Source organism: Actinomycetota bacterium, assembly GCA_035759705.1.
In the GTDB taxonomy this organism is placed as follows: Bacteria; Actinomycetota; CADDZG01; order JAHWKV01; family JAHWKV01; genus JAJCYE01.
In genome coordinates this window covers 1-21286 of the sequence record DASTUJ010000129.1, presented here as the reverse complement: position 1 = coordinate 21286, position 21286 = coordinate 1, and the positions used below count along the sequence as shown (strand labels likewise).

The following is a 21286-nucleotide window of genomic DNA, read 5'->3' as shown; positions in this document are numbered from 1 at the left end:
AGAGGTGATGTCGTTCCCCGAGCTGTCGCCCGGGCGCCGGTGGCCGTCCGCCCGGAGGGCGCTGTTCCGGTGGCCCCACGGGTGGCTGGACTCGACCATCTACGGGGTCTTCCGCAGGGACGAGCTTCTGAAAGTCCCGTTTCCGGAGTGGACCTACAAATCGAAACCTCACATCTTCTGCTGGGAGATGGATGTGCTGACCACCCTCTCCGGCAGGGGCCGAATCGTCTCTCTCCCGGATTGCCTTAGGTCCTACCGCCTCGCCTCAGCGTCGGTCGGCAAGCAGATCGGCGAGTCCGTCTCCTCCTTCGACCTTCTAATCCTCGGGATGAGGATGAAGCTGATCCTCCTCCGCCGGGCTCTGCAGATCCCCCTTGGCCGCCTGGAGCGGATCTCGCTGCTGGGCACCGTCATGGGCAATCTCCTCCGCGCGAACTTTCGCCAGCCATACGACCACCGCACGGTGCTGCACCAGCGCGAGAGTGAGCTGGCCCTCCTCGAGAAGACCGCGGCCGAACGGGCCGACCTGCTGGAGTTCCTCCGGGGCGAGATTGACGCCAGGAGGGAGATCGTCATCTCAAAAGGGCTGGCCGGCCCCGAGGAGGAACCCCTAACCGCGGGCGCCGTAGGGGTGGGCCCCCGGGTGCCGGAGCCGCCGCCCGCAGTCCCCGCCGCCCGGCGCAGCCCGGTGGTGGACTTCTTCAAGCCTCTCTCCGAACAGCAGGTTCGGCGGCTCTACGAGCTGAACAAACGGATAGGAGCCCTCAGAATGGTTTGCGAGCGTCAGGCGGCGGACATCGAGCTGCTCAGCTCGGAGGCGGACCGTTGGCTGAAACTGATGCACTCGGGCCGCTGACCTCTTCGAAGGAGCCGAAACTTTTCTTTTTATTAGAGGTGGAATGTAGCGTGCGAGCCAAGTATGATCCCGCACGAGGAGAGGTCCGACTTCTTCTCTGATTTCGTTTTGCCAGCAAATGATTAGTCAAGTCGTTGAAAAGGTAGAAAAAGGGGAAGGCCGCCGAAGAAGCCAGCGGCCTGCACTCGTTAGAAGAAGCGCTCTGCTGATAACTAAGGAGCACAACAAGATGGCAGGAATGGACGGAAGGAAGAGGCGGATGCTGGGAGTATTCCTGGCAGCCGTACTTGCGTTGCCGCTGATGGTGCTTATTGCACCGCCCGGCCTCGCAGGGTTTCAAAACTGCGACACAAGCGCCGACGCCAACAACCGGCTGACGCAAAGCAGTGAGCAGGAGATCGAGACGGACGTCGAGGTCAGCCCGGAGATCGAGAACAACCCGGAGACCGATGTAGAAATCGGCCCGGTCACCATCACCGGACCGACCAACGAGGCCAACCCGGTAACCGTGGTTGTCAACCCCACCGGCATTGTTGTAACCGCCGGTGACGGTGGAACCTCCACGGGCGGCGCAGGCGGCGCAGGCGGCGCAGGCGGAGCAGGCGGCGCAGGCACCATCAGCGGCACCATCAGCGGCACCATCAGCGGCACGGGCGACATCGCTCCTGCAACCGGTGGCGCAGGCGGAACCGGTGGCGCAGGCGGAACCGGTGGCGCAGGCGGTCCGGCTAACGGCGGAGACACCGGCGCAATCAGCGTCGGCAACCCGACCACGGTCGAGAACAACCCGACCCAGACCAACGACATGGGTCCCGTTGACATCACCGGTCCGGTCATCGAGAACAACCCGACCACCACGGTGAGAAGCGAAGTGACGGTCACCCCGACGATCGGCGACACCGACCAGCGGGCCAGCCAGGTCGCAACCGGCGGCGAGGCTGACGGCGGCAACTGTGACTTCGCCCTCGAGCAGACCAGTGGCGACACTGGAAACGTCGAGGTCAACGCCAACGGCGGCGACGTCACCAGCGGCAACGTCACAACCGGCGACGGTGGCAACATCGAAATCCGGATGGGCAGCGGCGGAGACGGCGGCGGCGGCGGAGCAGCCGGCGGCAGCGGTCACTACGCCGGAGCCGTTCTGGGTGCCTACAGCAGCGGCGGCGGCGGTGACGGTGGGTCCGGTGGACCCGGCGACTGCACCGACTGCCACATCACCATCGAGAACAGCGCCAACGGCGGATCCGGAACTTCCGGCGACGTCGAATCCGGCGACGTCGAAGTTGACGACGTCTCGTCCGGCGAAAGCGGCGAAGTGTCCTTCGACGGTGGCAACAACGGAGACACCAACTCCGAGGAGTAACGAAACACAAAAGAAAGGCCGGCCCGAAAGGGCCGGCCTTTCTTTTGTCCTACTGGTATTACACGATGCCCATGGGTTACCTTTGGGACCGGTAACGAGGAGGTTTGGTGCCCGTCATTCGAAAAGAGTCGAGCTCGGAGGTGGCGAACAGTGCCCCCGCAGCCCCTGAGCGCGGATCGCCGCCGCCCCCCGGTGACCTCCGGAGCCCGCCGAGAGCCCTCGCATCCCCCCCTCCACAGACGACCGAGCTAAAGGCCGTAGTCGACGACGCCGTGGAAGCGGTCAAATCTGCCCTCTCGGAACATAGCTTCAAGGCCCAGACCCGGTTGGTTCGGGGCCTCGAGGCGCTCGACCACCGGGAACAACAGAGGGAGCTGGCCTCGCAGGAGGCGGTAGAAGCCGCCATCCGGGAGCTCTCCGGCGCGGTTTACGACCTGAGGCATGAGATGCGGCTGGTCGACAGGAGCGCCAGGCGGCAGGTCGACGAGCTGGCGGGACGCATGAACTCTGCCCTCGACGGGATGGTGGAGATCCTGCGCTACATGAAGTCGGAGATTGCGGCTATCCACTACTCACTGGATGCTTCACGGTCCGAGGCCCTCATTGAGTCGAGCCGGACCGCCGGCGACGAGAGCCCTTAGCGGCCTACAACCGCCAGGAGGCGCCGGAAGACCTCTTCGGTGGTGCCCAGGGCGTCCATCTCGGTTAGAAGACCTCTCTCGCCGTACAGCTCGTACAGGGGACGGGTCTGCTGGCCGTAGATCTCCAGCCGGCGAAGTGTGGTCTCCTCCAGGTCGTCATCCCGCCGGATGAGCGGCACGCCGTCGTTGTCGCAGATCTCGTCCACCTTCGGAGGGTGGGTGTCCATGTGGTAGACCGTCCGGCACACCGGGCAGACCCTGCGGCCGGCCAGGCGCTCGACGATGTCGCTGCCGCGCACCATGAACTTGATGACCAGGTCGATCTTGGTCCCGAGGTCGTCGAGGATCCCGTCCAGCGTCTCCGCCTGCTCGACATTCCGGGGGTACCCGTCGAGGATGAACCCCTCCTGTGCGTCGGACCTGCTCAGGCGCTCACGGACCAGGTCGTTGGTGAGCCCGTCGGGGACCAGCTCGCCGGTCTCCATGATCTTGCGGATCTGGCGGCCCGGTTCGGTGTCCTCACCGGCCGCTTCCCGGAACATGTCGCCGGTTGCGATGTGGGGGATTCCGAGCCTCTCGGCCAGGCGGGACGCCTGGGTGCCCTTACCGGCCCCGGGAGGGCCGAGAAGCAGAATACGCATTACGCCCACACCGCAGGAGAAGCATCCTGGGCGTGGTCACCTACGTGATAACTCCCGGAATCGGAACGCACTAGCTGAGGAAACCCTCGTAGTGGCGCATGAGCAGCTGGGACTCGATCTGTTTCGCCGTCTCCAGCGCAACCCCCACAGTAATCAGGATCGACGTGCCTCCGAAGGGCAGGGCGGTCACGTTCAGGGTGGCCAGGGCGATGGACGGCAGGATTGCGATCGCAGCGATGAACAGCGCTCCCGGCAGGGTGATTCGGGAAAGGATGTAGCTCAGATGCTCGGCAGTCGCCCGCCCGGGCCTGATGCCGGGGATGAAGCCGCCGTACTTCTTCATGTTGTCGGCGACGTCGACCGGGTTGAACGCGATCGCGGTGTAGAAGTAAGCGAAGCCGACCACCAGCAGGCCGTAGAAGATGATGTGCACCGGTGAGGTCTGGTCGACCACGTGGTTCTCGATGAAGTTGCGCAGGGGGTCCCAGTGGATGACCGTGACGATCAGTGCCGGGAAGTACAGCACGCTGGACGCAAAGATGATGGGGATAACGCCGGACTGGTTGATCTTCAGCGGGATGTAGGTCGACCCGCCTCCGTACATCTTTCTTCCGACCATACGTTTTGCGTACTGGACGGGGACCCGCCTCTGGCCCTGCTCGATCATCACGATCGAGACGATGATCATTATGGCCAGGAAGATGATGAAGCCGAACCACACCCAGCCGAGCTGCGCTTTGATGTTGGAGCCCTGGACCGGCAGGGCCGAGACCACGCTGGCGAAGATCAGCACCGACATGCCGTTGCCGATGCCCTTCTGCGTGATCTGCTCCCCGAGCCACATGATTAGGGCGGTGCCCGCGGTCAGGGTCATGACGATTAGCAGCACCCGGAACGGGGTGAACTGAGGGATCAGGTCGACCGGGTTGTTGTTGGAGTCGCGGAAACCGCCCCGGTCGGCAAGGACGACGATGCCGGTGGACTGCATGACCGCCAGGACGACCGTCAGGTAACGGGTCCACTGGGTGATCTTCTTCGTCCCCGCTTCGCCTTCCTTCTGCCACTGCTCGAGCTTGGGGATGACGACGGTCAGCAGCTGCATCATGATGCTCGCCGTGATGTACGGCATGATGCCCAGCGCAAACACAGCCAGCTGGGTCAGCGCGCCGCCGGAGAAAAGGTTGAGCAGCCGGGTGAGGTTGTCGCTGGACTCGGTGAGCCGGCGGGCTGCGGCGTAGTCGATGCCGGGGGCGGGGATGAACGCGCCCAGCCGGTAGACGGCCACGATTGCCAGGGTGAAAAAGATCTTCTTCCTGAGCTCAGGAACTTTGAATGCGTTCAGTAATGCTTTGAGCACATTAATTCCTTGTCAGTCCGGTGAGCCGCCACTTTTAAGTTGCTACGCAAGCAGGTTACCTACTTGCCGTTGGCAGAGAGAACCTCTGTTGTTCCTCCGGCAGCCTCAATCTTACCTACAGCCGTCTGGCTGAACGCATGAGCCTTGATGGTGACGGCCTTGGTGATGTCGCCGGCGCCGAGAACCTTGACCAGACCCTTCTTGCGAACCAGGCCCTTGGACCTGAGCGCCTCGGGGTCGATGGTGGTGCCGTCGAACGCCTCGAGGATGTCCAGGTTGACCACGTTGTACGTGATCTTGTTGGGGTTGCGGAAGCCCGGGAGCTTGGGAAGGCGCATGTGCAGGGGCATCTGGCCGCCCTCGTAGTTGGCGGGAACCTGTCCACGTGCCTTGTCGCCCTTGGTGCCTCGACCTGCGGTCTTGCCGCGGCGGCCGGCACGACCGCGACCTACGCGGATGCGGTCCTTTTTTGACCCGGGGGCCGGCTGTAAGTCGTGAAGTTTCATTCATTTACCTTTTCTACGGTCACCAGGTGACGGACCTTGTGGACCATCCCCAGAACCGACGGACTGTCGGTGTGCTCCACCGTGTCGCGCATGCGGTGAAGGCCGAGCGCCTTCAGCGTCCTGCCCTGGTCCTTCGGCAGCGACACCGGGCTCTTGGTCTGCGTAACTTTGATCTGACCCATTACTGCACCGGCCCTGTTGAATGCGTCCCGGTAGGAGTAGGCGCCGGCACCTCGTACAGGTAGCGGGGCGAAACCTGGTCGATGGTCTTGCCGCGCCGGATTGCAACGTCCTCCGGGCGCTCCAGCTTGCGCAGGCCGTCCATGGTGGCGTTGACGATGTTGATCTTGTTGGCCGATCCCAGCGACTTCGACAGGATGTCCTTGATGCCGGCCGCCTCGACGACTGCACGCACCGGGCCTCCGGCGATGACGCCGGTACCGGGGGATGCGGGCTTGAGGAGGACACGGGCGCCCGACGACTCACCGATCACCATGTGCGGGATGGTTCCGCCGACCATGGGGACGCTGAACATCGTGCGGCGAGCCAGCTCGGAAGCCTTCTGGATCGATGCGGGAACCTCACGGGCCTTGCCCTTGCCGGTGCCCACTCGGCCGTTGCCGTCGCCGACAACCACCAGGGCGCTGAATGAGAACCTGCGGCCTCCCTTGACGACCTTGGCCACCCGTCGCGGGCGTCCCACGATGCGCTCGATGAACCCGCTGTTGCGGTCGTCCTGACGGGGGCCTGAGTCACGGCGTCCGCCGGGCCTGCCGGGTCCGCCGGGGCCTCCGGGGCCACGCCCTGCGCCGCCGGGCCCTCCCGGACCTCGGTTGCCGCCGGGCCCGCCTGGGCCGCGCCCACCGGGACCGCCGGGTCCGCCGGGACCTCTACCGCGGGCGCCGCCGGGTCCACCCGGACGAGCTGCTCCACCTGGTGCGTTTGGTCCTGGCATCAGAATTGCAGTCCTTTCTCTCTGGCGCCGTCCGCCAGCGCCTTGACCTTCCCATGGAACTTGAATCCGCCGCGGTCGAAGACAACCGAGCTGACTCCGGCTGCCACCGCCCGCTCGGCTACCGTTGCGCCGATCTTGGCTGCACCCTCCACCGTGTTGGCGGCGCCGAGGGAGGCATCCTTGGTCGATGCGGAAGCCAGCGTCTTGCCGTTCAGGTCGTCGATAAGCTGCACGTAAATGTGTTTGTTGCTCCGGAAGACGGCCAATCTCGGACGTTCGGCGGTACCCGAAATCTTCTTCCGGATCCTGGTGTGCCTCTTACGACGTTGTGCGCTAGAAGTTTTCACTTGGACGTCTTCCCTGCCTTCTTCCGAATGACCTCACCGGCGTAGCGGACACCCTTCTGCTTGTAGGGGTCCGGCTTGCGCTTGGCCCGGATGTTTGCTGCGATCTGGCCCACCAGCTCCTTGTCCGCTCCCCGGACCGTGATCCGGGTTGGGGTGGGGACCTCAAATGTGATTCCGGGTGGCGTCGGGACGACCACCGGGTGCGAGTACCCCAGCGAGAGCTCCAGCGTGTCGCCCTTCAGCGCACACCGGTAACCGACGCCGTGGATCTCGAGGTTCTTGGTGAACTCCTCGGTCACGCCCTGCACCAGGTTCGCAATCAGCGTCCGGGTCAGCCCGTGCAGCGAGCGGTGCTCGCCGGACTCCGTCGGACGCGTAACCGTGATGGTGTTGCCTTCCTGGGAAACCACGATGTCCTTGGGAAGGACGCGCTCGAGCGTGCCCTTGGGGCCCTTCACGCGGACAAACTGGGGCTCCAGGGTGACGTCCACCCCGGCGGGAACCGTGATCGGCTCTTTTCCGATTCTGCTCATCTAAATGTGTCCTTCTTTACCAGATGTGTGCGACGACTTCGCCGCCCAGCTTCTTCTGTGCCGCCTTGCGCCCGGTCATGAGGCCGGCCGAGGTGGAGACGATTGCCACTCCCAGGCCACCGAGCACCTTGGGGAGCTTGCCGGCCTTGGTGTAGACCCTGAGGCCCGGCTTGGAGATCCGCTTGATGCCGTGAATGGTCTTCGAACGATCGTGCTGGTACTTGAGGGTAACCCGGATGGTCTCGCCGGGAGGATCTGCGATGGTCTCGTAGTCCTCGATGTACCCCTCGTCCTTCATGATCGCCACGATGGCGAGCTTCTGCTTCGAGGCGGGGATGTCCACGGTGTCGTGGGACGCCGTGTTGGCGTTGCGAATCCTCGCCAGCATGTCTGCAATTGGATCGGTCATTGTCATGTGTGTGCCCCTACCAACTTGATTTCGTGATGCCCGGAAGCTCGCCTCTGTGCGCCAGGTCTCGAACGCAGATCCGGCACATCCCGAACTTGCGGATGTACGCCCGCGGCCGGCCGCAGCGGCGGCAGCGGTAGTAGTTCCGCACCTTGAACTTGGCCGGCCGTGAGGCCTTGACCACAAGAGATTTTTTAGCCATTACCTATTTACCCCTGAACTTTCCGGAACGGGAAACCGAAGGCATCGAGCAGGGCCCGACCCGACTCGTTGTCCGTGGCGGTGGTGACGATCGAGATGTCCATGCCCCGGATTTTCATGATCTTGTCGAAGTCGATCTCGGGAAAGATCGTCTGGTCCACAACGCCGAAGGTGTAGTTGCCCCGTCCGTCGAAGCCCTTGGTGGGAAGACCGCGGAAGTCGCGGATACGCGGGATCGCCAGCGAGATCAGCCGGTCGAGGAACTCCCACGCCTTGGCGCCCCGGAGAGTCACCTTCGCCCCAATGTTAATCCCCTCGCGGAGCTTGAAGTTCGAGATCGCCTTGCGGGACTTGATGATCAGCGGCTTCTGGCCGGTGATGACCATGAGGTCGGCCACCGCTCCGTCCATCGCCTTCGGCTCACGCAGCACGTCGCCGACGCCCATGTTGACGACGATCTTCTCGAGGCGCGGGACGGCCATGATGTTCACGCCCATCTTCTCGGCCAGAGCCTGCCTGATCTCGGTGTCGTACTGCACCTTCAGGCGGGGGGTGTAACCGTTCTTGTCAGCCATCAGCCCAGCTCCGTCTCACACTTGACGCACACGCGTGTCTTGGTCCCGTCGGGATCGATCTTGATGCGGCTGCGGACCGGCCCGTCGGTGGGGCAGATAAGCGCCACGTTCGACAGGTTCAGCGGCGCCTCCTTGACGACGATGCCACCCTCCTGGCCCTGACGGCCGCGGGCGGGGCGCACCTTCTCGTGCCGCTTCACCTTGTTGACGCCCTGCACCAGGACGCGGTTGGCAGCAGGGTAGACGGCAATGACGTTGCCGGTCTTTCCTGCGTCCTTACCGGTCGTGACGTGCACCCGGTCTCCCTTGCGAATCCTGGCCATCTAAAGCACCTCCGGCATCTCTTTGACAACGTCGTCGCCTCCGGTGCTCTGGGCCGCGAAAATTATGGGCACCATTTAGAGCACCTCCGGCGCGAGCGAAATGATCTTCATGAACTTGCGATCCCTCAGCTCACGTGCCACGGGTCCGAAGACTCGGGTGCCGCGAGGGTTCTTCTGCTCGTTGATGATCACCACTGCGTTCTGGTCGAACTTGATGTAGCTGCCGTCCGGCCGCCGCTTCTCCTTGGCGGTGCGAACGACAACACACTTGACTACGTCTCCACGCTTGACCTGCTGGTTGGGCAGGGCGTCCTTCACTGTGGCGACCACGATGTCGCCCACCGACGCGTAGCGCCTGCGGGATCCACCGAGGACCTTGATGATCAGGACCTCACGTGCGCCGGTGTTGTCGGCGACTTTGCATCGGGTCTCGGCCTGAATCACTTGGCGCGCTCCACAACTTCAACGATTCTCCAGCGCTTCAGCTTGGACAGCGGCCGGGTCTCGGAGATCAGGACCTTGTCGCCGACATTGGCGTCGTTGGTCTCGTCGTGGGCGTACAGCTTGACGTTGCGCTTGTAGATTTTCGAGTACAGCGGGTGACGCACCGTCTGAATGGTGTTCACCACTACCGTCTTGTCCATCTTCGTGCTCACGACGAAGCCGGTTCTAGTTTTACGTTGCGGCCGTTCTTCAGCCATCAATCTTCTCCATCTGCGTCGTCGTCACTCTTGGCGGCCTTCTTGCTCTTGGCCTTGCCCTCTTTGCCCTCTTTTTCCTTGTCCTTGCGGGGCTTGGCCTTCGCAACCTTCTGCGGCTTGGGCTCAATCTCGATCCCAAGCTCGCGCTCGTGCACCAAGGTGTTGATCCGAGCGATCTCGCGCTTGACCTGCTTGATCTGGGCAAAGTTCTCCAGCTGGCCGGTGGCGTTCTGGAAGCGAAGGTTGAAGAACTCCTCCTTCACCTCGTCCAGGCGCTCGCCGAGGTCGGCCGAGCTCATCTCCCGCAAAGCGTCTACGTTCATACTCCCTGCCCCTGGCTCTCCCGGGTAACGAACTTGCACTTGATCGGAAGCTTGTGGCCGGCAAGCCGCATGGCTTCCTTCGCCACGTCCTCCGGCACCCCGGTCAACTCAAACATCACCCGGCCGGGCTTGACCACCGCGACCCAGCCCTCGGGGTTGCCCTTTCCGGAGCCCATGCGGGTCTCGGCGGGCTTCTTGGTGTACGGCTTGTCCGGGAAGATGTTGATCCACACCCGTCCGCCACGCTTGACGTGCCTGGTGATCGCCACACGAGCTGACTCGATCTGGCGGTTGGTGATCCAGGCAGCTTCCAGCGCCTGCAGGCCGTAGTCGCCGAAGTTCAGCGTGGTGCCGCCCTTCGACAGGCCACGGCGACGGCCGCGGTGCACCTTGCGGTGCTTAACTCGGCGAGGAGAAAGCATTAGGAGGCACCTCCGGATCCAGTTTCGGGCGTTGCGGCCGGGGGAGCGTCGGTGACCGACTCCGGCGCGCTGGTCGGCGCAGTTGCCTCAGCCGGAGGAGCCGCTGCGGGGGGTGCCGCCGGTGCGGGAGCAGAAGCGCCCGGTACCGGGGCGTCCGGAGCAAACGACTGGGGCTGCGACGGGGTCAACATGCCGCTCGGCTGGGGTGACCGTGCCAGGTTCGGCTGGCGCTGGCTTCCGCCACCGCCGCCTCCGCCACGGTTGCCGCCGCCGCGAGGACCACGTCCGCCGCCGCGACCACCCGAAGGGGGCGCAGCAGGAGCAGCCGCTGCGGGAGCCGGAACCCGGATGCCGCCGCGCTGAACGATGACCTCACCCTTGTAGATCCAGACCTTGACGCCGATCTGGCCTGCAGCGGTGGGGGCCTCGCTGAATCCGTAGTCGATGTCCGCCCGCAGCGTGTGCAGGGGAACCTTGCCCTCGTGGTAACCCTCACGCCGGCTCATCTCGGTGCCGCCGAGGCGGCCGGAGGTCTGAACCTTGACGCCCAGGGCGCCGGCCTTCATGGCGGTGTTGACTGCCTTGCGCATGGCCCGACGGAAGGACACCCGGGAGCTGAGCTGCTCGGCGATCGCCTGGCTCAGCAGCTGGGCGTCGGCGTCGGGGGTCTTGACCTCGACGATGTCGAGGTTGACCTGAACGTTGACGTCCTTGCCGGTCTGGGCCCGGGCTGCCTTGGACTCGATCTTCTCGAGGTAGCCGCGGATCTCGTCGGCCTGTGCGCCGCGGCGGCCGATGACGATGCCCGGGCGTGCGGTGTGAACCGTCACCCGAACCCGCTCACGGGTGCGCTCGATCTCCAGGCGGCCGATGGCTGCGTGCGGAAGCAAATTCTTGAGGTAGTGCCGGATCTTGGCGTCCTGCTCCACGTAGTCCCGGTACTGGGCACCGTCGGCAAACCAACGCGACTTCCAGTCGGTGGTGATTCCGAGCCTAAGCCCGTACGGATGTACCTTCTGACCCATCAGTTACCTTCTTTTTTGGTTTTGGTGGAGGCCTTAGCGGGCTCCGACTTTGCGGTGGCTTTTGAAGTCGAGCCGGCCGATGTTTTTGAAGTCGAGCGACCCTCGGCCGCCTTGGTTTCGGAGGGAGTTGCCTTGGCTTTTGCCGCCCCCGGCTTCTCTTCCGCCGACTTGACCTTTGCCTTGGGATCCGGCTTGGGCTTGGAACCGCCCTTTGACTGGGCGCTTCCCTTGTCGGTTGCGTCGGCCTTCGTTCCGCCCTTCGGCGTAGCCGGCTTGGTCGCTCCCTTGGTAGCCCGGCGGGGCTTCTCGACGACCTCGCCGACCCTGCGCTCGAGCTCGAGCTGGATGTGCGAGGTCCGCTTGCGGATCCGGAAACCACGGCCCTGCGCACGGGGGCGGAACCGCTTGATGGTCACGCCTTCGTCCGCTGAGACAAACCTAACGTACAACTCCTCCTGCGGCACCTGGAAGTTGTGCTCGGCGTTCGCAATGGCGCTCTCGAGAATTTTGCTCATCTCAAAGCTGGCAGCCTTCGGAGTGAAGGCCAGGATGCGGCGCGCCTCGTCGACGTGCATGCCCTTGATGATGGCCGCGACCTCGCGCACCTTGTAGGGGCTGATGCGAATGAACTTCGCCCCGGCCTTGTATGTCTGAACAGCTGCCTTTGCCATTACTTGAGCCTCGTGCTCTTCTCGGTGTGGTGGCCGTGTGTCCGGAAGGTCCGGGTGAGTGCGAACTCGCCCAGCTTGTGACCAACCATCGACTCGGTGACGTACACAGGTACGTGCTTGCGCCCGTCGTGAACGGCCAGAGTGTGGCCGACCATGTCGGGAATGAGCGTGGAGCGGCGGGACCAGGTCTTGATCACACGCTTCTCTCCGCGCTTGTTCTGCTCATCAACCTTCTTCAGGAGATGGTCGTCCACAAAGGGACCCTTCTTCATAGACCTAGGCACTGCCTACGCTCCTTCGTCGCTGCGGACAGTAAAAGGCAAGGCTTGGATATTCGCTGCGCTCATAGTTAGCCTCTCTTGCTTCCACGACGGCGCAGGATGGCGTCGTCCGAGTACTTGCCTTCCTTGCGGGTGCGGCCTTCCTTCTTGCCCCAGGGCGACGTCGGGTGACGCCCACCTGAAGCTTTGCCCTCGCCTCCACCCAGCGGGTGGTCGACGGGGTTCATGGCCACGCCTCGGACGCCCGGCCGCTTGTTCTTCCAGCGGTTACGTCCTGCCTTGCCGATGGAGATCAGCTCGAACTCTGCGTTGCCCACCTCGCCGATGGTCGCCTTGCAGTCGACCGGCACCCGGCGAACCTCGGTTGAGGGAAGACGCAGCGTTGCCATCTTGCCTTCCTTGGCCACCAGCTGCACCGACGTCCCGGCGGAGCGTGCCATCTTGCCGCCGCCTCCCGGCGTCAGCTCGACGTTGTGCACGACGGTGCCGAGCGGGATGTTCGCCAGCGCCAGCGCATTGCCGGGCCGGATCTCGGACCCGACGCCGCTCTGCAGCTTGTCACCCACGGAAACCTTGTTCGGGCAGAGGATGTAGCGCTTCTCTCCGTCCACGTAGTTAAGCAGCGCGATGCGCGCGTTGCGGTTCGGGTCGTACTCGATCTCGGCGACCCGTGCCGGAATCCCATCCTTGTTGCGACGGAAGTCGATAACCCGGTACTTGCGCTTGTGACCGCCGCCCTGGTGGCGCGTGGTGATACGACCGTGGACGTTACGCCCTGCCTTTTTGGGGTTGGGCCTGACCAGGCTCTTCTCGGGGTGGTCGCGGGTAACCTCGGAAAAGGTCGAGTGCGACATACCGCGCCGGCCAGGAGTGGTCGGCCTTGACTTACGTACTCCCATTACCTATCCCCTACCTGGTCTCGAACAGCTCGATCTTGTCGCCTTCGGCAAGCTTCACGATTGCCCGGCGAGTGTTCTTCCGCTTTCCCTTGCCCATACGGGTGGCCTTGACCTTCCCGCTGCGGTTCTGGGTGTTGACCTTCAAAACCTTGACTCCCCAGATCTCCTCGACCGCCTGGCGGATCTGCACCTTGTTGGCGTCGGGGTGAACCAGAAACGTGTACGAGTTCTCGTCGATCAGGGCGTAGGACTTCTCGCTCACAACCGGCCTGAGAATTACGTCGCGGGCGCTCATTTGGCCTCCTCTTTAGCTTCGTCGAAGGCCGACTTGGAGATGATGATCGTGTCCGCCGCCAGCACCCGGTAGGCCGTCGGCGACGAAACCGCCAGGACGTGTCCCAGGTTGCGGAGCGACAGGAACAGGTTGTCGTCCAGACGCTCGGAACCTACGACCAACAGTACCTTGCCCTGGCAACCCCACTGCTCCAGCAGCTGGACCGCACGCTTGGTCTCCGGCCTGTCGAGGGTCGGGAACTCAACGACCTTCACTGCGCCCTCGCGAAGACGGACCGTCAGTGCGCCGTTCAGCGCCAGCGCCTTCTCCTTCTTGGAGATGCGCTGCGAGTAGTCCCGGGGCTTGGGGCCGTGGGCGACGCCGCCGCCGACCCACTGGGGCTCACGGATCGAGCCGTGGCGAGCACGGCCGGTCCCCTTCTGCCTCCAGGGGCGGACGCCTCCGCCTCGGACCTCGCCACGGGTTTTCGTGGATGAGGTGCCGGAACGGGCCGCCGCCAGCTGCGCGGTAACCACTGCGTGCATCACCGGGACGTTCGGCTCTATGTCGTAGGTCTCGGGAAGATCGAAGTCGCCCTTCTGCTTGCCGTCGGCTCCGAAGAGCGGCGCCTTGGGGGCGGAAGTCTTGGTGTCGGCCATCAGGCCCCCCTGTTCGTGGAGCGGACGAGAACCAGGCCGCCGTTGGGCCCGGGCACTGCGCCGCGGATGAGGAGCAGGTCCTTGGAGGCGTCTGCCTCCACAACCTCGAGGTTCAGCATCGTGACCCGCTCGTGTCCCATGCGGCCCGCCATCTTCATGCCCTTGAAGACACGGGACGGGGTGGCGCAGGCGCCGATGGAGCCGGGGGAACGGTGCTTGCGCTGGGTTCCGTGGGAAGCCGACTTGCCGTGGAAGTTGTGACGTTTCATGACGCCGGCGAAGCCCTTGCCCTTGGAGACACCGACAACGTCGGCGTGCTCGCCCTTGGCGAAGATGTCCGCCTTGATCTCCTGGCCGACCTTGAAGCTGCTGACGTCCTTAAGGCGCATCTCCACCAGGTGGCGGGCCAGAGGAACGCCGGCCGCCTTGAGGTGGCCGACTTCGGGCTTGGACAGACTCTTCTCCTTGACGTCGCCGAAGGTCATCTGGATGGCGGTGTAGCCGTCCTTCTCCTGGGTGCGAACGCCGGAGACCCGGCAGTTCTCAACCTGGATGACGGTCACCGGGACCACCCGTGACTTGTCGTCGAAAATCTGGGTCATGCCGATCTTGCGACCGAGGATCCCTTTTGTTATTTCAGCCATTTCCTCAGCCTGCCTTAGAGCTTGATTTCAATGTCAACGCCGGCCGGGAGGTCCAGCCGCATCAGCGAGTCGACGGTCTTGGGCGTGGGGTCCACGATGTCGATGATTCGCTTGTGGGTCCGCATCTCGAAGTGCTCGCGAGAGTCCTTGTCCTTGAACGGCGACCGGATCACCGCGAACTTCTCGATGCGGGTAGGCAGCGGCACCGGGCCGTGCACCGAAGCACCGGTGCGCTGAACCGTGTCCACTATCTTGCGAGCGCTCTGGTCGATCACCTCGTGGTGATAGGCCTTGAGCTTGATTCGAATCTTCTGTCCCGCTGCCATTTGCTGGTGTCCTTACTCGCCGCGAACTTTTTTGACGATCTCTTCGGCCTGAGCCTTGGGGACCGCTTGATAGGAGTGGAACTGCATCGTGTAGGTTGCGCGGCCCTGGGTGCTGCTGCGCAGGTCGGTTGCGTACCCGAACATCTGGGACAGGGGTACCTGGGCCCGGATGATCTGCAGCGCACCCCGGCTGTCCATCTTCTCGATACGCCCTCGCCTGGAGCTGAGGTCGCCCATGACGTCGCCCATGAAGGGCTCGGGGGTCGATACCTCGACCTCCATGACCGGCTCGAGCAGCTGGGGGTCCGCCTTGCGGGCGGCTTCCTTCAGCGCCATGGAACCGGCGATCTTGAACGCCATCTCGGACGAGTCGACCTCGTGGAACGACCCGTCGGTCAGGGTGGCCCGCACGTCGACCAGCGGGTAGCCGGCCAGAACGCCCGAAGCCAGTGACTCCTGGATGCCCTCGTCCACCGACCCGATGTACTCGGTGGGGATGGCGCCGCCCTTGATCTTGTTCACGAACTCGTAGCCGCCGCCGGGGCCCATGGGCTCCAGAGCGATCTCCACGTGTGCGAACTGACCTTTACCACCCGTCTGCTTGATGTAGCGGGTGATGTGGCGGGGAACGGCTTTGGTGATCGACTCACGGTAGGCAACCTGCGGCCGACCGACGTTGGCGTCGACGTTGAACTCACGGGTCAGCCGGTCGACCAGGACCTCGAGGTGAAGCTCACCCATGCCGGCGATGATCGTCTGGCCCGTCTCCTCGTCCGTGTGGATCTTGAAGGTCGGGTCTTCTTCGCTCAACCGGTGCAGGGCGTTGCCCAGCTTGTCCTGGTCCATCTTGGTCTTCGGCTCGATCGCCAGCTGGATAACCGGCGCCGCAAAGATGGGCGACTCCAGCATGATCGGGTACTCCGGGTCGCACAGGGTGTCACCGGTAAGGGTGTGGCGCAGGCCGACGACGGCGACGATGTCACCGGTCATGCATGCCGACAGGTCCTCACGGTGGTTGGCGTGCATCTGCAGCAACCGGCCGGCCCGCTCCTTGCGGTCACGGGTGGAGTTGAGCAGCGCACCACCCGAGCGCATGACGCCCGAGTAGACCCTCATGTAGGTGATTCGTCCCACGTGCGGGTCGCTCATGATCTTGAAGGCCAGTGCGGAGAACGGCTCCTCGTCGGAGGGGGCTCGCTCTACAGTGTCGCCGGTCCGGGGAACCTCGCCGGTCACGGGGAGGACGTCGGTAGGCGCCGGCAGGTACGCGATGACTGCGTCGAGCAGCGTCTGGACACCCTTGTTCTTGAAAGCGGTTCCGCAGAGGACCGGCTGGGCTTCGCCCGCCAGGGTCGCCTTGCGGAGCGCCTGCTTCAGGTGCTCGTTGGACGCCTCGTGGCCGTGGATGTAGGCCTCCATGACCTCCTCGTCGAACTCGGCCAGAGCCTCGTACAGCTCGTGGCGCCAGTGCTCGGCGTCGGCCTTGAGCTCCTCGGGGATGTCGACCACCTGGTAGTCGACACCGGTCTCGGTGTCCCAGTGGTAGGCCCGCATCTGCACGAGGTCGATAATGCCCTTGAAGTCGGCTTCGTTGCCCCACGGAATCTGGATGGGCAGCGGGTGGGCGCCCAGGCGCTCCCGCATGCTCTCGACGGCGGCGAAGTAGTCGGCGCCGACGCGGTCCATCTTGTTGACGAAACAGATCCTCGGCACCCGGAACTTGTCGGCCTGGCGCCATACGGTCTCGGTCTGGGGCTCGACACCGGAAACGGCGTCGAACACAGCAACGGCCCCGTCGAGGACTCGAAGGGACCGTTCGACCTCGACCGTGAAGTCGACGTGGCCGGGGGTGTCGATGATGTTGATTACATGGTCTTTCCACTTTGCGGTGGTGGAGGCAGAGGTGATGGTGATGCCACGCTCCTGCTCCTGGACCATCCAGTCCATGACGGCTGCGCCGTCGTGAACCTCTCCGATTTTGTAGGTGCGGCCGGTGTAGAAAAGGATGCGTTCGGTTGTGGTGGTCTTACCCGCGTCGATGTGCGCCATGATCCCGATGTTCCGGGTACGGCCGAGCGGGATCTCGCGAATTGCGGAGACCTTTTGCTTCGTCTGAATCGCTTCTTTTTTATCCATAACCTTGTTATTCATTTCCTGATCCACATCACTTTTAAGTTCTCAAACCTTCAAAAAAAGCGGCCGGGAGATTACTCCCGGCCGGTTGGTCATGGCACTGCCGCTAGGCGTGCATGGTCAACCGGTCCGCTCTCAAATCTTCTAGCTCTCTACCATCTGTAGTGCGCGAAGGCCTTGTTGGCCTCTGCCATCTTGTGCAGGTCCTCACGACGCTTAACCGAAGCGCCTGCGCCGTTGGCTGCGTCCATGAGCTCGCCGGCCAGCCGAAGAGCCATGGTGCGCTCCTTGCGAGCCCGGGAGAAGTTGACCATCCACCGCACGGCAAGCGTGCTGGAGCGCCGGGGGATTACCTCGACGGGGACCTGGTAGGTGGCGCCGCCGACCCGGCGAGATTTGACCTCGATGAGCGGACGGACGTTTTCGATGGCCTTGCGCAACGTCTGGGTGGGGTCTCCGCCGGTCTTCTCGGACACGACCTTGAGGGCCCCGTAAACAATCTTCTCTGCGACGGACTTCTTGCCGTGCAGCATGAGGCGGTTGATCATCTGGGTGACCATGGCGTTGTGGTAAACGGGATCGCCTACCGGTTCACGCCTGTCTGCCGGACCTTTACGGGGCATCTACTTGGCTTTCGCGCCGTAGCGGCTGCGGGCCTGCTTGCGGCCACGCACACCGGCGGTGTCCAGCGCACCACGGATGATCTTGTACCGGAAACCAGGGAGGTCTCTCACGCGGCCGCCTCGGACGAGCACAATCGAGTGCTCCTGGAGGTTGTGGCCGATGCCCGGGATGTAGGCAGAAACCTCAACCTGCGAGGTCAGACGAACACGAGCAACCTTTCGGAGTGCGGAGTTCGGCTTCTTCGGGGTCTGCGTCTTGACGACGGTGCAGACGCCGCGCCGCTGCGGGCATCCCTTTAGGGCTGGCGTTTTCATCTTCGACCGTGGGGGCTTGCGGCCCTTCCGGACAAGCTGCTGAATCGTGGGCATACCTTTGGTGTCCTTCTTGTTGTTGCTTTATGCGGAAGGCCCCCGGACCACGCGTAAAACGCGGGTATCGGGTAAATCCGCTAGTCGGTGCACCAGTTCCGGATTGGAGCAGCCGATCTAAGCCGCTCGTTGGTACTCCGGGACATGGTGCGCTTCGGGGTGCATGAAGTCCTTAAAGTCCCTCTAAGGGTTCACGCACAGATCGTCAACGGTAACATTCAAGCCCTTGCATGGTCAATTACGACCGACCAGCCCGAGGGCGTCCAATGATCTTACCGTGCCTGGCAATCGACGTATTCAGCAGTCAGGTCGGAAAGGGCCAGGATTTGTTTAGCCGGAGGCACATTACGCCTGCGTCGAAGAACTGAACATCTTTGAAGTTGCCTTCTTAAATGAAGCGTATTTGTGCCGATAGGAAGTAACTACAACTCTTGGAGAAAGAGTTCGCATGCATGACCACCTTGTGGAGTTCTACGAAGCAGAGGATCTCCTGGTGGAGTGCGTGCGTGATTTCTTCATCCCGGCGATGCAGGCCGGCGAGCCCGTGATACTTGTGGCAACACCTGCCCACCGCGCCGCCTTTATCACCGTTCTCGAAGCCGGAGGACAAGACATAGACACCGCCCGGCGCAATAACCTTTTTGTCGATCTCGACGCGGCCGAGACGCTCGCCAGGTTTATGGTCGACGGCCTTCCAGACCCCGAGCTATTCGTGCAGGTCGTAGGGGCCCTGGTCCGGTCGACCGGACACGGCAGCTCCGGGCTTCGGATCTACGGGGAGATGGTCGCGCTGCTTTGGGCCGAGGCCAACCAGGAAGCGGCCCTCCGCCTCGAGACCCTGTGGAACAAACTCTCCATCCACCAACCGTTCACCCTGCTGTGCGCCTACCCCCTCTCGTCGATCGAGTGGGCTCCCGACACCGTGGGGTTCCGGCGCATTTGCTCAACTCACTCCTCGGTCAGGGTCCGTTTCACAGATCCTCTGACCCGGGCTGAGGCGGTTGAGCCCGCTCCCGCCGACCAGTTCGCCAGACTCCAGGGAATGGGATCGGATCTGACCGCCCTCAAGGAGGTCATCCGCAACGCCAACCAGATGGGCCGGCTGGCCGAGAACACCAAAACCTTCAGTTCAGGCCCCGGCGGCGCGGCGTAAAGCTGACCGGGTAACCGCGAGATCACCGGTACAACGTACCGGCGACCGTGGGCGATTGTAGATTCCTCGATTCTCTGGAAGTTTAAGTATGCTGTGGGCAGTTCGAGCCACGCCCCATGCTCAGGACCGGGGGGTCGATCGCCATCACTGAACCGAGGAACCGCCTTAGCTCGGGTGCACCAAGTCCGCGACACTCAGTCCAGTCTGTTACCGCCCTAGCCGAGCGCAGCGAACCCTTCTACCCCGCAGTAACCGCCATGCTCTTTATCGCTGGGCTGGGCTTGAGCAGCTTCGTGAACGTGAGGCTCACAAGCTTTATCACCCTGGGCGATGGGCTGCTTATTGCCGCTCTGGTTCTCATGGGTTACCGGTTCCTGGCGTCTCCCCAAAGCATCGCAATCAACTTGATCCGCCCCGCCTTCTATTACTTCTGCGTCCTGTCGCTGGTTGTCGGTGGCACCCTGTCGTCGCTTCTTGCCAGCGATAGAACGGGGTCCTTCGGGGGGTTGGTACGAATTTTGTTTGTGACCGTGGCCCTCCCACTTCTGGCTTCATCGACGCTTACGCGTGAGATCGGGTTGGTCTGGGCGATGTATGTGGTTGCAGTGGCCGGCGCAATTCAGGGAGTAGGTGCCGCCCTACAACTCCAGGGCATCGACGTGCCGTTTTTGGGGCCCTTGGCTTACGGTCGGCTTTCGGGCTTCAGCGATCACGTCAATCACCTTGGGAGCGCGGGGGCCCTCGCGGCGCCAATTGCTCTAGCCGCCGCACTTCTCACTGCACGAAAACCGCTGATCTCGTTGTTGTTAGCCCTCTGCTCGTTACTCTGCCTAGCCGCAGTTCTGCTCTCAGGTTCGGTGGGCGCAGCTCTGGGAACTATCGTCGGTGCCGGCGTTATGGGCTATTACTGGTTGAAGTTCCGGCCGGGCGGCCTGCCCACTGCCGGAGCGATGGTCAGCGGAATCTTCGTGATCGCGTGCCTGTTAATCGCTTTCTCGACGGTCGGCCCCATGCTGCGGGAGCGGCTGGACACCGGGGTCACCCCGATGGACCGGCTCACCGAGGTAAGGGGCGGCGCCGGAACAGGCTCGATCAGGCTGGCGACGATCCGCGCCGCGCTCGACCGGATCTATAAGAATCCGCTGGTAGGAGTAGGTTTTGCCGAGAAAGACTCTGTCGCGCACAGCGGCCAGCAGGTTCACAATGCGCCTCTCATGATCTGGCACACCGGCGGCGTCCTGGCCATGTTCGGATATCTGGGCGTGATCCTGATCGCGGTCAAGACCGTAAGGCGTGACTCGGGTCAAAAACGGCTGCGTATCGTGCAGGCGGGCATACTCGGAAGCCTTGCCGCCGCGTTCACGGTCAGCCTGACCCAGCCGGTACTCTTCCAAAGATTTCCCTGGGTTCCCGTCCTGCTCGCGTTCAGTAGTGTTTTTGCCCGCTCTCACCAGAGCGCCGGTTATCCAAAGCCTCGGCAGACCGCTGGATGAAGGCGTGCGCCCAGAGTTCCGGGCTGTAGCGCTCGGCGAGCAGTGAGCTCATGGCGCCCATGTGCCCCAGTTCCGCCGCGTCCAGATTTGAAATACGCCGCATCGCCCGCGCCAGCATGTGAGCGTTTCCCGGCTCCACCAGGTAGCCGTTAGTTGCGTCCTCCACCAGGTGAGGAGCAGCACCGCACGCGGTCGTGCAGATAATCGGCAACCCTGCGGCGGCCGCTTCGTGGATTACCGCCCCCCAGGGTTCGAAGACGCTCGGCATCACAAAACAGCCCGCCGAGGCGTAAGCAAGGGGCAGGTCGCTGGGTTGAGCGAAACCGTTGCTGGTAACGCCTTCCGCTCCTGTGACAGCCTCGGCTAGCGGTCCACTGCCGAATATCTCGAGCTCCCACGGGTCCTCGCAGGTGCTTCGATACTGTGCGTATGCGCGGGCCAGCACGTCTATTCCCTTTTCCGGCACCAGCCGTCCTACGAACAGAAACGACCGCTTGCGTACAGCTTCCGGGTGCGCCCGGAGGAAGAGGGGCAGGTCGCAGGAGTAGGCGCCCCACCAGATCCGATCTTCGGCAAATCCCAG

General features: G+C 63.4%; 32 protein-coding genes. 5 read left to right on the top strand and 27 right to left on the bottom strand.

The window, feature by feature from the left end:
* The 3 genes from VFV09_08995 to VFV09_08985 all read left to right on the top strand — a co-directional run.
* A partial coding sequence (locus VFV09_08995) for a hypothetical protein (protein HEU4867851.1) occupies positions 1-856 on the top strand: 856 nt, incomplete at its 5' end.
* A gap of 238 nt (positions 857-1094) precedes the next feature.
* Positions 1095-2219: a hypothetical protein gene (locus VFV09_08990; GenBank protein ID HEU4867850.1), complete on the top strand. Its 1125-nt coding sequence runs from the start codon at positions 1095-1097 to the stop codon at positions 2217-2219.
* Positions 2220-2326: 107 nt separating this feature from the next.
* The gene (locus VFV09_08985) at positions 2327-2860 is read left to right on the top strand and encodes a hypothetical protein (GenBank protein HEU4867849.1); all 534 of its coding nucleotides are present in this window, start codon (positions 2327-2329) and stop codon (positions 2858-2860) included.
* Here the strand turns inward: VFV09_08985 and VFV09_08980 are convergent.
* The 26 genes from VFV09_08980 to rpsL all read right to left on the bottom strand — a co-directional run bounded on the left by VFV09_08980 (position 2857) and on the right by rpsL (position 18057).
* Positions 2857-3501, bottom strand: coding sequence for an adenylate kinase (locus VFV09_08980; protein ID HEU4867848.1), 645 nt, complete (start codon positions 3499-3501; stop codon positions 2857-2859). The two genes, VFV09_08985 and VFV09_08980, sit on opposite strands and share 4 nt — an antisense overlap.
* Before the next feature lie 70 nt (positions 3502-3571).
* Positions 3572-4858: a preprotein translocase subunit SecY gene (secY, locus tag VFV09_08975; protein HEU4867847.1), complete on the bottom strand. Its 1287-nt coding sequence runs from the start codon at positions 4856-4858 to the stop codon at positions 3572-3574.
* Positions 4859-4917: 59 nt separating this feature from the next.
* Complete coding sequence (gene rplO, locus VFV09_08970) at positions 4918-5364, bottom strand: 50S ribosomal protein L15 (protein ID HEU4867846.1); 447 nt, start codon at positions 5362-5364, stop codon at positions 4918-4920.
* A complete protein-coding gene (gene rpmD / locus VFV09_08965; protein ID HEU4867845.1) occupies positions 5361-5546 on the bottom strand; it encodes a 50S ribosomal protein L30 in 186 nt (61 codons plus the stop codon). Before rpmD ends, rplO begins: the two co-directional genes overlap by 4 nt.
* Entirely contained in the window at positions 5546-6319 is a 774-nt protein-coding gene (gene rpsE, locus VFV09_08960; GenBank protein ID HEU4867844.1) for a 30S ribosomal protein S5, read from the bottom strand. Before rpsE ends, rpmD begins: the two co-directional genes overlap by 1 nt.
* Positions 6319-6666, bottom strand: a complete 348-nt coding sequence (gene rplR, locus VFV09_08955; GenBank protein HEU4867843.1) for a 50S ribosomal protein L18 — start codon at positions 6664-6666, stop codon at positions 6319-6321. Before rplR ends, rpsE begins: the two co-directional genes overlap by 1 nt.
* Positions 6663-7199, bottom strand: coding sequence for a 50S ribosomal protein L6 (rplF, locus tag VFV09_08950; GenBank protein HEU4867842.1), 537 nt, complete (start codon positions 7197-7199; stop codon positions 6663-6665). The genes rplR and rplF overlap by 4 nt, the downstream gene beginning before the upstream one ends.
* 16 nt (positions 7200-7215) lie before the next feature.
* Complete coding sequence (rpsH, locus tag VFV09_08945) at positions 7216-7614, bottom strand: 30S ribosomal protein S8 (protein ID HEU4867841.1); 399 nt, start codon at positions 7612-7614, stop codon at positions 7216-7218.
* Between the two features lie 10 nt (positions 7615-7624).
* The gene (locus VFV09_08940) at positions 7625-7810 is read right to left on the bottom strand and encodes a type Z 30S ribosomal protein S14 (protein HEU4867840.1); all 186 of its coding nucleotides are present in this window, start codon (positions 7808-7810) and stop codon (positions 7625-7627) included.
* A gap of 7 nt (positions 7811-7817) precedes the next feature.
* Positions 7818-8384, bottom strand: coding sequence for a 50S ribosomal protein L5 (rplE, locus tag VFV09_08935; GenBank protein ID HEU4867839.1), 567 nt, complete (start codon positions 8382-8384; stop codon positions 7818-7820).
* On the bottom strand, positions 8384-8707 hold the full coding sequence (gene rplX, locus VFV09_08930; protein ID HEU4867838.1) for a 50S ribosomal protein L24: 324 nt from the start codon (positions 8705-8707) through the stop codon (positions 8384-8386). The genes rplE and rplX overlap by 1 nt, the downstream gene beginning before the upstream one ends.
* A gap of 75 nt (positions 8708-8782) precedes the next feature.
* Positions 8783-9151 carry a 50S ribosomal protein L14 gene (gene rplN / locus VFV09_08925; GenBank protein ID HEU4867837.1) on the bottom strand — a complete coding sequence of 123 codons (369 nt, stop codon included), beginning with the start codon at positions 9149-9151 and terminating at the stop codon, positions 8783-8785.
* Complete coding sequence (gene rpsQ / locus VFV09_08920) at positions 9148-9408, bottom strand: 30S ribosomal protein S17 (protein ID HEU4867836.1); 261 nt, start codon at positions 9406-9408, stop codon at positions 9148-9150. Before rpsQ ends, rplN begins: the two co-directional genes overlap by 4 nt.
* Entirely contained in the window at positions 9408-9731 is a 324-nt protein-coding gene (gene rpmC / locus VFV09_08915; protein HEU4867835.1) for a 50S ribosomal protein L29, read from the bottom strand. The genes rpsQ and rpmC overlap by 1 nt, the downstream gene beginning before the upstream one ends.
* Complete coding sequence (gene rplP / locus VFV09_08910; protein ID HEU4867834.1) at positions 9728-10153, bottom strand: 50S ribosomal protein L16; 426 nt, start codon at positions 10151-10153, stop codon at positions 9728-9730. Before rplP ends, rpmC begins: the two co-directional genes overlap by 4 nt.
* Positions 10153-11178, bottom strand: coding sequence for a 30S ribosomal protein S3 (rpsC, locus tag VFV09_08905; protein HEU4867833.1), 1026 nt, complete (start codon positions 11176-11178; stop codon positions 10153-10155). Before rpsC ends, rplP begins: the two co-directional genes overlap by 1 nt.
* Complete coding sequence (gene rplV / locus VFV09_08900; GenBank protein HEU4867832.1) at positions 11178-11849, bottom strand: 50S ribosomal protein L22; 672 nt, start codon at positions 11847-11849, stop codon at positions 11178-11180. Before rplV ends, rpsC begins: the two co-directional genes overlap by 1 nt.
* Positions 11849-12133 (bottom strand): 30S ribosomal protein S19, encoded by a 285-nt coding sequence (gene rpsS / locus VFV09_08895; protein HEU4867831.1) that lies wholly within the window; start codon positions 12131-12133, stop codon positions 11849-11851. Before rpsS ends, rplV begins: the two co-directional genes overlap by 1 nt.
* 65 nt (positions 12134-12198) lie before the next feature.
* Positions 12199-13029, bottom strand: coding sequence for a 50S ribosomal protein L2 (gene rplB, locus VFV09_08890; GenBank protein ID HEU4867830.1), 831 nt, complete (start codon positions 13027-13029; stop codon positions 12199-12201).
* 10 nt (positions 13030-13039) lie between these two features.
* Positions 13040-13324, bottom strand: coding sequence for a 50S ribosomal protein L23 (rplW, locus tag VFV09_08885; GenBank protein HEU4867829.1), 285 nt, complete (start codon positions 13322-13324; stop codon positions 13040-13042).
* Positions 13321-13962: a 50S ribosomal protein L4 gene (gene rplD, locus VFV09_08880; protein HEU4867828.1), complete on the bottom strand. Its 642-nt coding sequence runs from the start codon at positions 13960-13962 to the stop codon at positions 13321-13323. The genes rplW and rplD overlap by 4 nt, the downstream gene beginning before the upstream one ends.
* Positions 13962-14606: a 50S ribosomal protein L3 gene (rplC, locus tag VFV09_08875; GenBank protein HEU4867827.1), complete on the bottom strand. Its 645-nt coding sequence runs from the start codon at positions 14604-14606 to the stop codon at positions 13962-13964. Before rplC ends, rplD begins: the two co-directional genes overlap by 1 nt.
* A 14-nt stretch (positions 14607-14620) precedes the next feature.
* Positions 14621-14932, bottom strand: coding sequence for a 30S ribosomal protein S10 (gene rpsJ / locus VFV09_08870; GenBank protein ID HEU4867826.1), 312 nt, complete (start codon positions 14930-14932; stop codon positions 14621-14623).
* Positions 14933-14944: 12 nt separating this feature from the next.
* A complete protein-coding gene (gene fusA, locus VFV09_08865) occupies positions 14945-17068 on the bottom strand; it encodes an elongation factor G (protein HEU4867825.1) in 2124 nt (707 codons plus the stop codon).
* A gap of 149 nt (positions 17069-17217) precedes the next feature.
* Positions 17218-17688, bottom strand: a complete 471-nt coding sequence (rpsG, locus tag VFV09_08860) for a 30S ribosomal protein S7 (protein HEU4867824.1) — start codon at positions 17686-17688, stop codon at positions 17218-17220.
* A complete protein-coding gene (gene rpsL / locus VFV09_08855) occupies positions 17689-18057 on the bottom strand; it encodes a 30S ribosomal protein S12 (GenBank protein ID HEU4867823.1) in 369 nt (122 codons plus the stop codon).
* Positions 18058-18505: 448 nt separating this feature from the next.
* On the opposite strand from rpsL, the gene VFV09_08850 reads away from it, so the two are divergent.
* Together VFV09_08850 and VFV09_08845 are read left to right on the top strand one after the other, a co-directional pair.
* Positions 18506-19210: an MEDS domain-containing protein gene (locus VFV09_08850; protein ID HEU4867822.1), complete on the top strand. Its 705-nt coding sequence runs from the start codon at positions 18506-18508 to the stop codon at positions 19208-19210.
* A 257-nt stretch (positions 19211-19467) separates the two neighbouring features.
* The gene (locus VFV09_08845; GenBank protein HEU4867821.1) at positions 19468-20703 is read left to right on the top strand and encodes an O-antigen ligase family protein; all 1236 of its coding nucleotides are present in this window, start codon (positions 19468-19470) and stop codon (positions 20701-20703) included.
* Here VFV09_08845 and VFV09_08840 read toward each other — a convergent pair.
* The coding region (locus tag VFV09_08840) for a glycosyltransferase (protein ID HEU4867820.1) at positions 20636-21286 on the bottom strand (651 nt) is incomplete at its 5' end. The two genes, VFV09_08845 and VFV09_08840, sit on opposite strands and share 68 nt — an antisense overlap.

Coding starts and splice junctions, on each gene's coding strand:
- VFV09_08990 (HEU4867850.1), top strand. CDS start 1,095: ATGGACGGAAGGAAGAGGCGGATGCTGGGAGTATTCCTGGCAGCCGTA.
- VFV09_08980 (HEU4867848.1), bottom strand. CDS start 3,501: ATGCGTATTCTGCTTCTCGGCCCTCCCGGGGCCGGTAAGGGCACCCAG.
- rplO (HEU4867846.1), bottom strand. CDS start 5,364: ATGAAACTTCACGACTTACAGCCGGCCCCCGGGTCAAAAAAGGACCGC.
- rpmD (HEU4867845.1), bottom strand. CDS start 5,546: ATGGGTCAGATCAAAGTTACGCAGACCAAGAGCCCGGTGTCGCTGCCG.
- rpsE (HEU4867844.1), bottom strand. CDS start 6,319: ATGCCAGGACCAAACGCACCAGGTGGAGCAGCTCGTCCGGGTGGACCC.
- rplF (HEU4867842.1), bottom strand. CDS start 7,199: ATGAGCAGAATCGGAAAAGAGCCGATCACGGTTCCCGCCGGGGTGGAC.
- rpsH (HEU4867841.1), bottom strand. CDS start 7,614: ATGACAATGACCGATCCAATTGCAGACATGCTGGCGAGGATTCGCAAC.
- VFV09_08940 (HEU4867840.1), bottom strand. CDS start 7,810: ATGGCTAAAAAATCTCTTGTGGTCAAGGCCTCACGGCCGGCCAAGTTC.
- rplE (HEU4867839.1), bottom strand. CDS start 8,384: ATGGCTGACAAGAACGGTTACACCCCCCGCCTGAAGGTGCAGTACGAC.
- rplX (HEU4867838.1), bottom strand. CDS start 8,707: ATGGCCAGGATTCGCAAGGGAGACCGGGTGCACGTCACGACCGGTAAG.
- rpsQ (HEU4867836.1), bottom strand. CDS start 9,408: ATGGCTGAAGAACGGCCGCAACGTAAAACTAGAACCGGCTTCGTCGTG.
- rpmC (HEU4867835.1), bottom strand. CDS start 9,731: ATGAACGTAGACGCTTTGCGGGAGATGAGCTCGGCCGACCTCGGCGAG.
- rplP (HEU4867834.1), bottom strand. CDS start 10,153: ATGCTTTCTCCTCGCCGAGTTAAGCACCGCAAGGTGCACCGCGGCCGT.
- rpsC (HEU4867833.1), bottom strand. CDS start 11,178: ATGGGTCAGAAGGTACATCCGTACGGGCTTAGGCTCGGAATCACCACC.
- rplV (HEU4867832.1), bottom strand. CDS start 11,849: ATGGCAAAGGCAGCTGTTCAGACATACAAGGCCGGGGCGAAGTTCATT.
- rplB (HEU4867830.1), bottom strand. CDS start 13,029: ATGGGAGTACGTAAGTCAAGGCCGACCACTCCTGGCCGGCGCGGTATG.
- rplW (HEU4867829.1), bottom strand. CDS start 13,324: ATGAGCGCCCGCGACGTAATTCTCAGGCCGGTTGTGAGCGAGAAGTCC.
- rplD (HEU4867828.1), bottom strand. CDS start 13,962: ATGGCCGACACCAAGACTTCCGCCCCCAAGGCGCCGCTCTTCGGAGCC.
- rplC (HEU4867827.1), bottom strand. CDS start 14,606: ATGGCTGAAATAACAAAAGGGATCCTCGGTCGCAAGATCGGCATGACC.
- rpsJ (HEU4867826.1), bottom strand. CDS start 14,932: ATGGCAGCGGGACAGAAGATTCGAATCAAGCTCAAGGCCTATCACCAC.
- fusA (HEU4867825.1), bottom strand. CDS start 17,068: ATGGATAAAAAAGAAGCGATTCAGACGAAGCAAAAGGTCTCCGCAATT.
- rpsG (HEU4867824.1), bottom strand. CDS start 17,688: ATGCCCCGTAAAGGTCCGGCAGACAGGCGTGAACCGGTAGGCGATCCC.
- rpsL (HEU4867823.1), bottom strand. CDS start 18,057: ATGCCCACGATTCAGCAGCTTGTCCGGAAGGGCCGCAAGCCCCCACGG.
- VFV09_08850 (HEU4867822.1), top strand. CDS start 18,506: ATGCATGACCACCTTGTGGAGTTCTACGAAGCAGAGGATCTCCTGGTG.
- VFV09_08845 (HEU4867821.1), top strand. CDS start 19,468: ATGCTCTTTATCGCTGGGCTGGGCTTGAGCAGCTTCGTGAACGTGAGG.